We start from the raw sequence: 13,252 nt of genomic DNA on the forward strand, positions 1-13,252 counted from the left end.
GGTTAAGCTCAGCCTTCGCGCGCGACTTCCGCTGCGGCGATGGCCGTCAGGTTCAGGATGCCGCGCGACGTGACGCCGGGCGTCAGCACATGGATGGGTTTGGAAAGACCCATCAGCATCGGCCCGACCGTGGGCGAACTGGACGCAGCGGCCAGCGCCGTCAGCGTGATGTTGGCCGCATCCAGATTGGGCATGACAAGCAGGTTCGCCGGCCCTTCGAACCGCGAATCGGGGACAAGCCGTTCGCGCAGCGCTTGGCTCAGCGCTGCGTCGGCGTGCATTTCACCGTCCACGGCCAGATCGGGCGCGGCTTCGCGCACCAGCTCGAAGGCCTTGCGCATCTTGCGTGCGCTGTCGGTGTGCGACGCCCCGAAATTGGAGTGCGACAGCAATGCCGCGCGGGGCGTCAGCCCGAAATGGCGCAGTTCCGCGCAGGCGGCCAGCGTCATTTCTGCCACCTGTGCGGGCGTGGGATCGGGCACCATATGGGTGTCCGTGACGAACAGAGCACCCGCGTCGAGGATCAGGCCCGACAGCGCATAGACGCGGCTGTTGCCGGGCACGCGATCGATGATGCGCAGCACATGTTCGACCTGCCCCCAATATTCCGACCGTCCGCCCACCAGCGCCGCATCGACCCGCCCGGTGCGCAGCAGCATGGCCGCCGTGATGGTCGGGCGGCGATAGACATGGCGCAGGATTTCGTCGGCAGGCACGCCCTTGCGCGCGGCGATGGTACGATAGGCTTCGACCAGTTCGCCCATGGCCAGATGATCGGTTTCCGGGTCGATCACTTCGACATCGCGGTCCAGATCGAAGCTGAGGCCCAGTTCGGGCAGCTTCTTTTCCAGAATGCGGCGGCGCGCGACGATGGTCGGGCGGGCTATCCCTTCGTCCAGCGCGTCGCGGATGGCGCGCAGCACGCGGTCGTCCTCGCCCTCGCCATAGGCGATGCGCGTCCCGCTGCCGCGGGCGGCTTCGAACACGGGCAGCATCAACTGCCCCGACCGGGTGCTTTGCCGCGTCAGGCCGCGCTTGTAATTGTCGAGGTCGAGCGTCCGCCTGGCGACGCCGCTGTCCATCGCCGCCTTCGCCACCGCGACCGCGATGTCGCCGATCAGGCGCGGGTCGAAGGGGGTGGGGATGATATAGTCCGGGCCGAAGACCAGCTTGCGTCCGCCATAGGCCTGCGCAACGCTGTCATGCGCGGGCAGGCGGGCCAGTTCCGCAATCGCTTCGGCGGCGGCGGCCTTCATCGCCTCGTTGATCTGAGTCGCGCCGACATCCAGCGCGCCGCGAAAGATGTAGGGGAAACAGAGAACGTTGTTCACCTGGTTGGGATAATCCGACCGGCCCGTCGCGATAATGGCGTCGGGGCGCACTTCCCGTGCGGCTTCTGGGCGGATTTCCGGTTCCGGATTGGCGAGCGCGAAGATAAGCGGATTGGGCGCCATAAGCGGCAGCCATTCGGGCTTCAGCACGCCGGGGGCGGACAGGCCCAGGAACAGGTTCGCGCCGGGCAGCACGTCGGGCAGGGTGCGCGCATTGGTGGTGCGGGCATAACGCGCCATGTTGGGAAGCATCCCCTCGCGGCCCGAATGGATGACGCCGTCCTTGTCGGTCAACGTCACATTTTCGACCGGCAGGCCCATCGACACAAGCAGATCGACGCAGGCGAGCGCAGCCGCGCCTGCGCCCGATGTCACGAGCTTCGCATCCGCCAGCGTCTTGTCCTGAAGCACCAGCGCATTGCGCACTGCCGCCGCGACGACGATGGCGGTGCCATGCTGGTCGTCGTGAAAGACCGGAATGTTCATCCGTTCCTTCAATCGGGCTTCGATGGCGAAGCATTCGGGTGCCTTGATGTCTTCCAGATTGATGCCGCCGAAAGTCGGTTCCAGCAGGGCCACCGCCTCGACGAACTTGTCCGGATCGGTCGTGTCGACTTCGATGTCGAATACGTCGATATCGGCAAACTTCTTGAAGAGGACCGCCTTGCCCTCCATCACCGGCTTCGACGCGAGCGCGCCGATTGCACCCAGCCCCAGAACCGCCGTGCCGTTGGAAATCACCGCGACCAGGTTGCCGCGCGCGGTATAATCCAGCGCCTTGTCCGGATCGGCGGCGATCTCGACGCAGGGCGCGGCGACGCCGGGCGAATAGGCCAGCGCCAGGTCGCGCTGGTTCACCATCCGCTTGGTTGGTTCTATCCGCAGCTTACCGGGCTGCGGATAGCGGTGATAGTCGAGGGCGGCGCGGCGGGTGTTATCGTCCATGTCCGGGGGCCTTAGAGCCTTGGTTCCGCTAGGGCAAGACAACGCTTTCCCATGGTGGCGCCGGGCAATAAAGCGTTACAAGAAATTCGACGAAAGCGCTCAGCGCACGCGGCGGATTGCGTTGAGGCAGGTGCACCGCGTACAGGCCGACATCGGCGGACCCTTCGATGTCGGGGAGGATCTGGCGGATCGTTCCCTGCCGCAGCGGTTCCGCAATGTCCCAGAGCGAGCGGAGCGCGACGCCGCCGCCCGCCAGCGCCAGTTCGCGGACCAGTTCGCTGCTGTTGGTCCGCACCGCACTGCGCCCCTCGACGGTCACCGGCCCCTTCGGCCCGATCAACCACGAGATAGGCGGGCGCGGCACACAGAATGCGGCGATTGGTGGCGAGGCGGCGAGCGCTGACACCCAAATCGGGATCGGTCGTGATGCGGATGGCCAGGTCATATCGTCCGGCGATCAGATCGACGAACCCGTCGGACAGGTCGAGGGTCAGTTCTACCTTGGGATGATCGGCGATAAAGCGCGGCAGATGGGGCGCAAGGTGCATCCGCCCGAAGGATGTCGGCGCGCTGACGCGCAACGGCCCGCTGGCGATGGCGGATGCGCCGGTGACGCGCTGCTCCGCTTCGTCGAGCGCCGCTAGGATCGCGCGCAGATCGTCGAGCAGCCGCCTGCCCGCTGCGGTCAGCGACAGGCGCCGGGTCGTGCGATGCATCAGCTTCGCGCCCAGCCTCTCCTCCAGTCGCGCGATCCGTTTGGATACCATGGCGGGCGATATCGACAGCCGCCGCCCCGCTGCGGCGAGGCTGCCCTCGTCGGCGACGGCAACGAAAAGTTCGTGGTCGGGGTCCATCATATTAGTTCACCGGAAGAAAGGCTCTGTTCCGATAAATGCGTCTACACGTGCCAATCGCGGTCGTCTATGATGCGGTATCGAAGGAGAAAGAGCATGAGCGAGCGCACGGTCGAGAGGGCGGGCCTGGAGGTTGCAGCGCAACTGGCCGATTTCATCGAGCATCGAGCCTTGCCGGGCACGGGCATCGCTCCCGGTCATTTCTGGAGCGGCATGGCCGACATTTTCTCCCGGTTCGCGCCTGAGAATACCGCCTTGCTGCGCAAGCGCGACGCGTTGCAGGCGCAGATAGACGACTGGCATAAGCAGCGCCGGGGCCTGCCCCATGACGCAGCAGCTTATGAGGCCTTCCTGCGCGACATCGGCTACCTCGTCCCCGAACCTGCGCCCTTCGCTGTCGCCAGCGCGCACGTCGATCCCGAAGTGGCGACGCTCGCCGGGCCACAACTGGTCGTGCCGGTTCTCAATGCCCGCTTCCTGCTCAACGCCGCCAATGCGCGCTGGGGCAGCCTTTACGACGCGCTCTACGGCACCGACGCCATTCCCGGCGCGGCGGCGGGCAAGGGCTATGACCCGGCGCGCGGCGCGCAGGTTGTCGCCTGGGCGAAAAGCTTCCTGGACGAAGCCGTTCCGCTGGCGAACGGAAGCTGGCGCGACCTTGCCGACGAAGAGGTTGTTCTTGCCGACCCGTCGCAGTTCGTCGGCACAAGCGAGAAGGGCCGCCTCTTCCGCCACAACGGGCTGCACATCGAAATCATGTTCGACCGAGATCATCCCATCGGTCGCGACGATCCGGCCGGTATTGCCGATGTGATCCTCGAATCGGCACTCACCACCATCTGCGATCTGGAGGATTCGGTCGCCGCCGTCGATGCCCAGGACAAGGTCGCCGCCTATGCCAACTGGCTGGGCCTCATGAAGGGCGACCTTACCGATACGTTCGAAAAGAACGGCGCGACGATGACGCGCGCGCTCCACGCCGACCGCAGCTACGCTGCGCCCGATGGCGGTACCGTCGTCCTGCCCGGTCGCAGCCTGCTGTTCGTGCGCAATGTCGGGCATCTGATGACGACGCCAGCCGTCCGCCTGCCCGGCGGCGGCGAAGCGCCCGAGGGCATCGTCGACGGCATCGTTACCAGCCTCATCGCGCTGCACGACCTCAACGGGCGGCGGGCGAACAGCCGTGCGGGCAGCGTCTACATCGTCAAACCCAAGATGCACGGACCTGACGAAGCGGCCTTCACCGACCGGCTGTTCGATGCGGTCGAGGATCTGCTGGGCATGGCGCGCCACACGATCAAGGTAGGCGTCATGGACGAGGAACGTCGCACGTCCGCCAACCTTGCCGCGTGCATCCATGCGGTGAAGGATCGCATCGTCTTCATCAACACGGGCTTCCTCGACCGCACCGGGGACGAGATGCACACGTCGATGCAGGCCGGCCCCATGATCCGGAAGGGCGAGATGAAGACCAGCGACTGGATCGCCGCCTATGAGGATCGCAACGTCCAGATCGGCCTTGCCTGCGGGCTGTCGGGCCGGGCGCAGATCGGCAAGGGCATGTGGGCCGCGCCGGATCGCATGGCCGACATGCTGGAACAGAAAGTCGGCCACCCGATGAGCGGCGCCAACACCGCATGGGTGCCTTCGCCGACGGCGGCTACGCTGCATGCGACCCATTATCACCGCGTCGACGTGTTCGCGCGACGTGAGCAGCGCAGGGCGGAAGGTATCTCGCCGCTGTGCAAGCTGCTGACCATCCCGGTCGCTGTGGGCCGCAATTTCTCGGAAGAGGAGATTGCGCAGGAACTGGACAATAATGCGCAGGGCATATTGGGCTATGTCGTCCGCTGGATCGACCGGGGCGTCGGTTGTTCCAAGGTCCCCGACATTCACGATGTCGGCTTGATGGAGGACCGGGCGACGCTGCGCATATCGTCGCAGCATATGGCGAACTGGCTGCTTCACGGCGTCTGCACCGCAGAGCAGGTCGACGCGGCATTCGCGCGCATGGCGGTGAAGGTCGACGCGCAGAATGCCGCCGATCCGCTCTATGAGCCGATGAGCGGCATGGAAAGCGACAGCCTCGCCTGGCAGGCCGCACGCGCGCTGGTGTTCGAAGGCGTCGAACAGCCCAGCGGCTATACCGAACCGCTGCTCCACGCCTTTCGTGCCAGAAAGAAGGCACGGGCGCTCACGCCTACATAACCGGTTGTTGTGACGGCTTTCCTGCTGCGCTAGCCCATGGGGCATTGTCAGAACAGGAGAGCCGCCATGACCGTCATCGTCCATCATCTCAACAACAGTCGGTCGCAGCGCATCATCTGGCTGCTGGAGGAGCTTGGCGAACCTTATGAGGTGCGCCGTTACGAGCGGGACGCCAGGACGATGCGCGCGCCTGTTGCCCTGCGCGCTGTCCACCCGCTTGGGCGGTCGCCGGTGGTCGAGGCGGACGGCCATCGATTGATCGAAACGGGCGCGATCATGGAATATCTGGTGGCGCGGGCAGGGGGGCGCTTCGGCCCGCCCGCCGATGCTGAAGGCGCGATCCGCTACCGCCAATATATGCATTATGCCGAAGGATCGATGATGCCCCCGCTGCTCGCGCTGCTGGTCGTCGGAAAGCTCGGCCTGCTCGGACGCCCGGCCCGGCCCACGGTGCAGAAGATGCTGGACGATCATCTCGACTGGCTGGAAACCGAGCTGTCGGGTCGTCGCTATTTCGCGGGCGACGCATTCAGCGCTGCGGATATGATGATGAGCTTCCCGTTGGAAGCGTCCCGGTCGCGCGGGGGGCTGGACGCATCGCGGCCCGCCATCATCCGCTGGCTCGACGAAATGCATGCGCGCCCCGCCTATCGGGCCGCGCTGAAGGCGGGAGGCCCCTATGCCTACGCTTGATCGCGGCGCGGCGCCGTTAACCGTCTGTCAGCGCAAGATTTTCAGATCGCTGCCGTTATAAAGTGTAGACAGCACGGTAACAGGAAGGGCGGCATATGCAGGAAAGGGAACCGCGGGTCGCCACGGCCATCCCGGCGCGCATCCGCCTCGGCGAACGATGGCTCGACGCGACCATCATGAACGTCTCGCTGCACGGGATGATGTTGCGCATGGGGCACCCGCCCGCGCGCGGCAGCTATATCGAGATTCGCCGTGCCTCCGCCGTCGTGGTCGGCCGCGTCGTTTGGGCGAAGGACGGCAAATGCGGCGTCCGCGCGCAGGACCTGATCCACCTGTCCTCGCTCACCGGCGACGCACCTGCCGCGCCGGCATGGAAAGCCGGCGATACGGACCGCCGCCAGGTTCAGCGCCGCACCATCGAGGACAGCACGGCAAGAAGCCAGGCGCTCGCCCGCAAGCTTCAGTTTGCCGCGCTCATCGTCGGCATCGTCGCAGGCTCCTTCCTGCTTCTTCACGCGCTGACCGAAACCTTCGCGTCCGCGATGGCGCGCGTCACCGACGCGCTGTGATCGCCCGCGTCGATCATGATCGACAAAAAGCCCCGCTTGTGCGGCGAGGCGCTTCCGCCTAAATCGCCCCCATGACTTCGACCAACGACATTCGCCGCTCCTTCCTCGACTATTTCGGAGCCAACGGCCACACCATCGTTCCCTCGGCTCCGCTGGTGCCGCACAACGACCCGACGCTGATGTTCGTCAACGCGGGGATGGTGCCGTTCAAGAATGTCTTCACGGGTCTGGAAAGCCGTCCTTACAAGACCGCGACGTCGAGCCAGAAGTCGGTGCGCGCGGGCGGCAAGCATAACGATCTCGACAATGTGGGCTACACCGCGCGGCACCATACCTTCTTTGAAATGCTGGGTAATTTCAGCTTCGGCGATTATTTCAAGGAACAGGCGATCACGCATGCCTGGACGTTGTTGACGAAGGAATGGGGGCTCCCGGCGGAGAAGCTGACCGCAACTGTCTACCATACGGACGACGAAGCGTTCGACCTGTGGAAAAAGATCGCGGGTCTGCCGGAAGACCGCATCATCCGCATCCCGACCAAGGATAATTTCTGGGCCATGGGCGACAGCGGTCCTTGCGGTCCCTGCTCGGAAATCTTCTACGATCATGGCGATCATATCTGGGGCGGCCCCCCGGGATCGCCCGAAGAGGACGGCGACCGCTTCGTCGAAATCTGGAACCTCGTCTTCATGCAATATGAGCAGGAAGCGAACGAGATCGTCAGCGAGCTGCCCCGGCCCAGCATCGACACCGGCATGGGCCTGGAACGCGTCGCCGCCGTGCTTCAGGGCGTGCATGACAATTACGATACCGATACGTTCAAGGCGCTCATAGCCGAGAGCGGCGCGCTGACCCGGACCGCGACTGATGGCGATCATAAGGCGAGCCATCGCGTCATCGCCGACCATCTGCGTTCCACCAGCTTCCTGATCGCGGACGGCGTGCTGCCCGCCAATGAGGGGCGCGGCTATGTCCTGCGCCGCATCATGCGCCGCGCCATGCGCCACGCGCACATCATCGGCGCGAAGGAGCCGCTGATGTATCGCCTCGTGTCCAGTCTCGTGTCGGAAATGGGCGGGGCCTATCCCGAACTGGTCCGCGCCCAGCCGCTGATAGAGGAAACGCTGCTGCGGGAGGAAACCCGCTTTCGCAAGACGCTCGAAAACGGGCTCCGTCTGCTCGACGAAGCGACCGGCGGTATGGGCGAAGGCGGCACCTTGCCAGGGGAGACCGCGTTCAAGCTCTACGACACCTACGGCTTCCCCTATGACCTGACGGAAGACGCGCTACGGTCGCGCGGGCTGACGGTCGACCGCGCCGGGTTCGACAGCGCCATGGCGGAGCAGAAGGCCGCTGCCCGCGCCGCGTGGAAGGGGTCGGGCGAAAAGGCTTCCGACGAAATCTGGTTCGACATCGCAGAGGAAGCGGGCAACACAGAGTTCATCGGCTATGCGTCCGCCAAGGGTGAGGGCGAAGTGCGGGCCATCGTCAAGGACGGCGTCCGGGTCGACACCGCGTCGGCGGGCGACGAGGTCGTGATAATCACCAACCAGACGCCTTTCTACGGCGAAAGCGGCGGCCAGATGGGCGACGCGGGGACGATTACGACGCAGGGCGGCTTTTCCGCGACAGTCGAGGATACGTCCAAGCCGCTGGGTCGGCTCCACGCGCACCGGGCGAAGGTGGAAGCGGGCAGCATCAGGGTCGGCGACACCGTCAACCTTGCCATCGATGTCGACCGCCGCGACCGCATCCGTGCCAACCACAGTGCCACGCACCTGCTGCACGCCGCGTTGCGCAAGGAATTGGGAGCGCATGTGACGCAGAAGGGCAGCCTCGTCGCGCCCGACCGTTTGCGCTTCGACTTCTCTCATCCCGAAGCGCTCACCCCGGCCCAGATCGCTGCGGTCGAGGCGGATGTGAACGGGCAGGTGCGCTTCAACGAAGCGGTAACCACGCGCCTCATGACGCCGGACGATGCCATCGCGGCGGGCGCCATGGCGCTCTTCGGCGAAAAATATGGGGACGAGGTCCGCGTGCTCTCCATGGGGCGCGGTGGCCCACTGGCCGAGGAGCTCCATTACTCGGTCGAATTGTGCGGCGGAACGCATGTCAACGCGACCGGCGACATCGCGCTCTTCAAGATCGTGTCGGAAAGCGCCGTGTCTTCCGGCGTCCGCCGGATCGAGGCGCTGACGGGGGAAGCGGCGCGCCTGTGGCTGACGGACCGTGACGACAAGCTGCGCCAGACCGCTGCGGCGCTCAAGACCACGCCGGAAGAAGTGCCAGCGCGCATCGCCGCGCTGGTCGAGCAGAGCCGTCGGCTGGAACGCGAACTGGCCGACGCGAAAAAGGCGCTGGCGCTCGGCGGCGGCGGATCGGCGATGCCTGCCGGTCCCGAAAAGGTCGGCGGTTTCGATTTCATCGGGCAGGTGATCGACGGCCTCGATCCCAAGGAATTGCGCGGCATCGTCGATCAGAACAAGACCAGCCTGGGCAGCGGGGTATCCGCCGTCCTCGCCGTGACGGATGGGCGCGCCAGCATTGCGGTGGGCGTCACCGACGACCTTAAAGGGCAGGTAAGCGCCGTCGATCTGGTCCGTGCGGGCGTGGAAGCGCTGGGCGGCAAGGGCGGCGGCGGTCGTCCCGACATGGCGCAGGGCGGGGGGCCTGACGGCGACAAGGCGCAGGCGGCGGTCGAAGCGGTCAAGGCCGCGCTCGCTTCGGTGCCCGCCGCCTGAACGTGGCGCGACGCTTCGGGGTCGGGATCGTCGCCCGATGACCGCTTCGGCGCTTTTCTTTCCCCGCCCGCTTTGCGATAGCATCGCGGGATAGCCCCAAAGGAACGGGAGCCGCCTTGCCTGTCGATCTGTCCGAATTGATCGCCGAGATCGCGACCCATATCGCCGGCGTCGAAGACCGCGGAACGGTCGCGGACTATATCCCCGAACTCGCCAAGGTCGATCCGGCCCGGTTCGCGATAGCCGTGGCGACGGCGGACGGTCGCCTCTTTGCCGCAGGGGATGCCGATACCGGATTTTCCGTTCAGTCCATTTCCAAGGTTTTCGCGCTGACGCTCGCCCTCGGCAAGGTCGGCGATCAGCTTTGGGAGCGGGTAGGGCGGGAGCCTTCGGGCAATGCCTTCAACTCTATCGTCCAGCTGGAGCGGGAAAGCGGCATTCCCCGCAATCCGTTTATCAACGCCGGGGCTATCGTGGTGGCCGACGTCAATCTTGGCCGCCATCAGCCCCGGATCGCCATCGGCGAGGTCGTACGCTTCGTTCAATATCTTGCGGGGGACGACGGTATCACCATCGACGAATCGGTGGCCGCGTCCGAAAGCGCGACAGGATATCGCAACATCGCGCTTGCCAACTATATGCGGGCATTCGGAAATCTTCGCAATCCGGTGGAACTCGCGCTCGGCCTCTACTTCCATCAGTGCGCCATCGAAATGAGTTGCCGACAGCTGGCGCTGGCGGGTCGCTATCTGATGCTGGACGGGCGCCACCCCGATGGGGGACGTGTGGTTTCACCGGCGCGGGCGCGGCGGATCAATTCGCTGATGCTGACCTGCGGCCATTATGATGCATCGGGCGACTTTGCCTTTCGCGTAGGCATTCCGGGTAAGTCCGGGGTGGGGGGCGGCATCCTTGCCATCGTGCCTGGGCGCGCGTCCATCGCCGTGTGGTCGCCCGGCCTAACCGAAACGGGCAACAGCAAGCTGGGTGGCGAAGCGCTCGAAATCCTCGCCCGGCGTACCGGCTGGTCGATCTTCAGCCCACCCGAAGAACGGTCGTGATTTTCTTACCTACACGGCGAGCGTCGGCTGCCTAGCGCACTTCATCCGCGCGCAGCCGCCGCAGCTTGGGCTTGGTTTCCATCTGCGCTGCATCCTTGATCCCGACGCGCAGATCCTCGCGCATCTGATGGATCGACGCGATCACCGGCCCCATCGCGACGCCCAGGTCGACCAACGCCGTCTCCGCCAGTTGCAGCGAGCTTTCCAGCGTTTCGGGCACCGCATCGCTCGCCCCCGCCTTGTAGAGTTGCGCTGCATGATCGGTGTCGCGCGCACGGGCTATGATCGGCAGGTCCGGCACCCATCCGCGCACTCGCTTTGTGACACGCACTGACAACACCGGATCGTCCATCGTCAGAATGAGTGCGCGCGCATGGCCGAGCCGCAACCGGTCGAGCATTTCCGTCCGCGCCACGTCGCCGAAGAGGATCGGATATCCCAGCCGCCGCGCGTCTGCGACCACATCCGGGTCGGATTCGACCACCGTAAATCGCTGTCCATGGGTTTTCAAAAGGTCGCACACCATCTGGCCGACCCGCCCGAAGCCGATTACCACCGCCGCCGCTTCGGTCTGCGCTTCCTCGCTCTCGACCCGGTCCTCGCCCAGCGCCATCTCGATCCGGCGCGCCGCATCGTGGCCGATCCGGGCAAGCAACGGCGTGATGGTAAGGCCGATGGCGGTCACGATTTGCCAGAAGGCGGCGGTAGAAGGCAGGATCAACTGCGCGGCGGCGGCGGCCGACAGCACGATCAACGTGGTTTCCGAAGGACTGGACATCAGTAGCCCGACCTCCGCCGCCACGCCCTTGCGCGCGCCCGACAGATAAAGCAGCGCGGTGGTCACCAGCGTCTTCGCAAGGACAACGCCCACTACCGCCAGCAGCAGGCTGGGCCAGTTGGCCAGGATCACGCGGATGTCGAGGCTCATGCCCACGGTAATAAGGAAGACGCCGAGCGCCAGTCCCTTGAACGGCGCGGTCATGACTTCGACCTCGCCATGATAGTCCGTCTCCGCGATCAACAGCCCGGCGAGCAGCGCGCCCACGATCGGCGAAAGACCGGCGATGGAGGTGGCGAGGCTGGAGACGATGACGACCAGCAGGCTCGCCGCCAGGAACACCTCCGGGCTTTTGGTCCGCGCTGCCTGGCTGAAGATATGGGGCAGGGTAAAGCGCCCCAGCACCAGCATGACCGCAATGGTCACGCCCCCGCGCAGCAGCGTGTCCGCCAGTTCGCCCCAAGGGCCGTCCGGGCTGGCCGCCACCGAAGGGGCCAGAGCGCCCAGCATGAAGATGATCGGGACCAGCGCCAGATCCTCGAACAACAGCATCGAAAAGGCGGAGCGCCCGACCGCGCTCTGCGTCCCCACCATCGGCAGCACGACCGCCGTGGAGGACAGCGCAAGCGCCAGGCCAAGGCCTATCGCTCCCGCCGTCGGCTGACCGAGAAGATAGAGGCCGAGTGCGATCAGCAATGCGCTGCCGATCAGTTCCGCCGCGCCGACGCCGAACACCTGCGTGCGCATCGTCCACAGGCGGCGGAAGCTCAGTTCCAATCCGATGGAAAACAGCAGCAGGATGACGCCCAGCTCCGCGAACGGCTCTATCGCCTCGCGGTTGGAGATCGTGACGTGGTACAGCCAGGGATATTGCCCGACGAGCGAACCCAGCCCCGCTGGCCCTACCGCAAGGCCGACGAGGATGAACCCGATCACCGGGCTGATCCGGAAGCGCGCGAACCCCGGTATCACCAACCCCGCCGCGCCAAGGATGACGAGGGAGTCGCTGAAGCTCTGGGTATTGATTTCGCCGGCCATGCCCCATCATTGCGGCTGGGCAATGGAATTGCCAGCCTCATTCGGCCCGAAAGTCGAAATAGCCGCTCTGACAGGGGCATGGTGCGGACGGCGGGACTTGAACCCGCATTCCCGGGGGGAGGCGGATTTTAAGTCCGCTGCGTCTACCGATTTCGCCACGTCCGCCCATGCGCGCGCCTGAAGGCCTGCCACCCCTGACGGCTGGCAGTCGACAGGTCAAGCGACAGATGGCTGTTCAGGCCTCGGTCTTGACGTTCAGCCGCTCGCGCATTTCCTTGCCCGGTTTGAAATAGGGCACGCGTTTGGCCGACACCGGGACTTGCTCGCCCGTGCGCGGATTGCGCCCGGTTCGCGCATCGCGGGCGCGTGTGGTGAAGGCGCCGAAGCCCCTCAATTCCACGCGGCCGCCCGATGACAGCCTGTCGACAATCTCTTTGAAGAAAAGATCGACGATCTTTTCCACTTCCTGAACATTAAGGCCCGGATTGTCATAGGCCAATTTTTGGATCAGTTCCGAACGGATCATTTGTTCCCCAGCCCCTCTGCTGCGTCCCAATTGCTTCAATAGAGCGTCGCCGACGCGTTGACAATGCGGCAACATGCGGATCGTTTCATTGTGGGAATGAGGACAGGTTGTGAAAAAAGAAACCCGCCGGACGGTGCCCGGCGGGTTTCCTGATCCATCGAAGGAAAGGCGATCAGCCTTCGTTCTTCGCCTTGAGCGCTTCGCCCAGAATGTCGCCCAGCGACGCGCCGCTGTCGGACGAGCCATATTGCGCGACGGCCTGCTTCTCTTCGGCGATCTGCATCGCCTTGATCGAGAAGGTCGGCTTCTTGGCGCGGTCGAAACCGGTCACCATGGCGTCGAACTTCTGGCCGATCTGGAAGCGTTCCGAACGCTGCTCGTCGCGGTCGCGACCCAGGTCGCTGCGCTTGATGAAGCCGGTCGCACCGTCTTCGCCGGCCTGGACTTCCAGACCGCCGTCGCGGACTTCCAGAACGGTCACGGTGACGATCGCGTTCTTGTTGAGACC

9 protein-coding genes, 1 tRNA gene and 1 pseudogene are annotated in these 13,252 nt (G+C 65.1%); 5 read left to right on the forward strand and 6 right to left on the reverse strand.

Annotated features, from left to right (window positions below; translation table 11 throughout):
- Nucleotides 1–8 precede the first annotated feature (8 nt).
- Nucleotides 9–2,276 carry an NADP-dependent malic enzyme gene (locus DI606_RS10965; protein WP_293982698.1) on the reverse strand — a complete coding sequence of 756 codons (2,268 nt, stop codon included), beginning with the start codon at nt 2,274–2,276 and terminating at the stop codon, nt 9–11.
- A gap of 28 nt (nt 2,277–2,304) precedes the next feature.
- A pseudogene (locus DI606_RS10970) lies at nt 2,305–3,133 on the reverse strand (LysR family transcriptional regulator).
- A 93-nt stretch (nt 3,134–3,226) separates the two neighbouring features.
- Here DI606_RS10970 and DI606_RS10975 point away from each other — a divergent pair.
- The 5 genes from DI606_RS10975 (at nt 3,227) to DI606_RS10995 (ending at nt 10,402) form a co-directional block, all read left to right on the forward strand.
- Nucleotides 3,227–5,338 (forward strand): malate synthase G, encoded by a 2,112-nt coding sequence (locus DI606_RS10975; RefSeq protein ID WP_293982700.1) that lies wholly within the window; start codon nt 3,227–3,229, stop codon nt 5,336–5,338.
- Between the two features lie 66 nt (nt 5,339–5,404).
- Nucleotides 5,405–6,031 carry a glutathione S-transferase family protein gene (locus DI606_RS10980; RefSeq protein WP_293982702.1) on the forward strand — a complete coding sequence of 209 codons (627 nt, stop codon included), beginning with the start codon at nt 5,405–5,407 and terminating at the stop codon, nt 6,029–6,031.
- 95 nt (nt 6,032–6,126) lie between these two features.
- Nucleotides 6,127–6,600 carry a PilZ domain-containing protein gene (locus DI606_RS10985; protein ID WP_293982704.1) on the forward strand — a complete coding sequence of 158 codons (474 nt, stop codon included), beginning with the start codon at nt 6,127–6,129 and terminating at the stop codon, nt 6,598–6,600.
- Nucleotides 6,601–6,671: 71 nt separating this feature from the next.
- Nucleotides 6,672–9,341, forward strand: coding sequence for an alanine--tRNA ligase (gene alaS / locus DI606_RS10990; protein WP_293982707.1), 2,670 nt, complete (start codon nt 6,672–6,674; stop codon nt 9,339–9,341).
- A gap of 116 nt (nt 9,342–9,457) precedes the next feature.
- A complete protein-coding gene (locus tag DI606_RS10995) occupies nt 9,458–10,402 on the forward strand; it encodes a glutaminase (RefSeq protein WP_293982710.1) in 945 nt (314 codons plus the stop codon).
- 31 nt (nt 10,403–10,433) lie between these two features.
- Here the strand turns inward: DI606_RS10995 and DI606_RS11000 are convergent, their stop codons facing one another.
- The 4 genes from DI606_RS11000 to DI606_RS11015 form a co-directional block, all read right to left on the reverse strand.
- Nucleotides 10,434–12,218 carry a cation:proton antiporter gene (locus tag DI606_RS11000; protein WP_293982713.1) on the reverse strand — a complete coding sequence of 595 codons (1,785 nt, stop codon included), beginning with the start codon at nt 12,216–12,218 and terminating at the stop codon, nt 10,434–10,436.
- A gap of 79 nt (nt 12,219–12,297) precedes the next feature.
- Nucleotides 12,298–12,383 (reverse strand) — tRNA-Leu (locus tag DI606_RS11005).
- Between the two features lie 70 nt (nt 12,384–12,453).
- Entirely contained in the window at nt 12,454–12,744 is a 291-nt protein-coding gene (locus DI606_RS11010) for an integration host factor subunit beta (protein ID WP_293982725.1), read from the reverse strand.
- A gap of 172 nt (nt 12,745–12,916) precedes the next feature.
- The coding region (locus DI606_RS11015; RefSeq protein WP_293982716.1) for a S1 RNA-binding domain-containing protein at nt 12,917–13,252 on the reverse strand (336 nt) is incomplete at its 5' end.

The sequence above is a fragment of the Sphingobium sp. genome, assembly GCF_003248505.1.
GTDB lineage: Bacteria > Pseudomonadota > Alphaproteobacteria > Sphingomonadales > Sphingomonadaceae > Sphingobium.

Excerpts from the sequence above, each read along its gene's own strand:
- DI606_RS10980 (WP_293982702.1), top strand. The coding sequence starts at position 5,405 with ATGACCGTCATCGTCCATCATCTCAACAACAGTCGGTCGCAGCGCATC.
- DI606_RS10965 (WP_293982698.1), bottom strand. The coding sequence starts at position 2,276 with ATGGACGATAACACCCGCCGCGCCGCCCTCGACTATCACCGCTATCCG.
- DI606_RS11000 (WP_293982713.1), bottom strand. The coding sequence starts at position 12,218 with ATGGCCGGCGAAATCAATACCCAGAGCTTCAGCGACTCCCTCGTCATC.
- DI606_RS10985 (WP_293982704.1), top strand. The coding sequence starts at position 6,127 with ATGCAGGAAAGGGAACCGCGGGTCGCCACGGCCATCCCGGCGCGCATC.
- alaS (WP_293982707.1), top strand. The coding sequence starts at position 6,672 with ATGACTTCGACCAACGACATTCGCCGCTCCTTCCTCGACTATTTCGGA.
- DI606_RS10975 (WP_293982700.1), top strand. The coding sequence starts at position 3,227 with ATGAGCGAGCGCACGGTCGAGAGGGCGGGCCTGGAGGTTGCAGCGCAA.
- DI606_RS11010 (WP_293982725.1), bottom strand. The coding sequence starts at position 12,744 with ATGATCCGTTCGGAACTGATCCAAAAATTGGCCTATGACAATCCGGGC.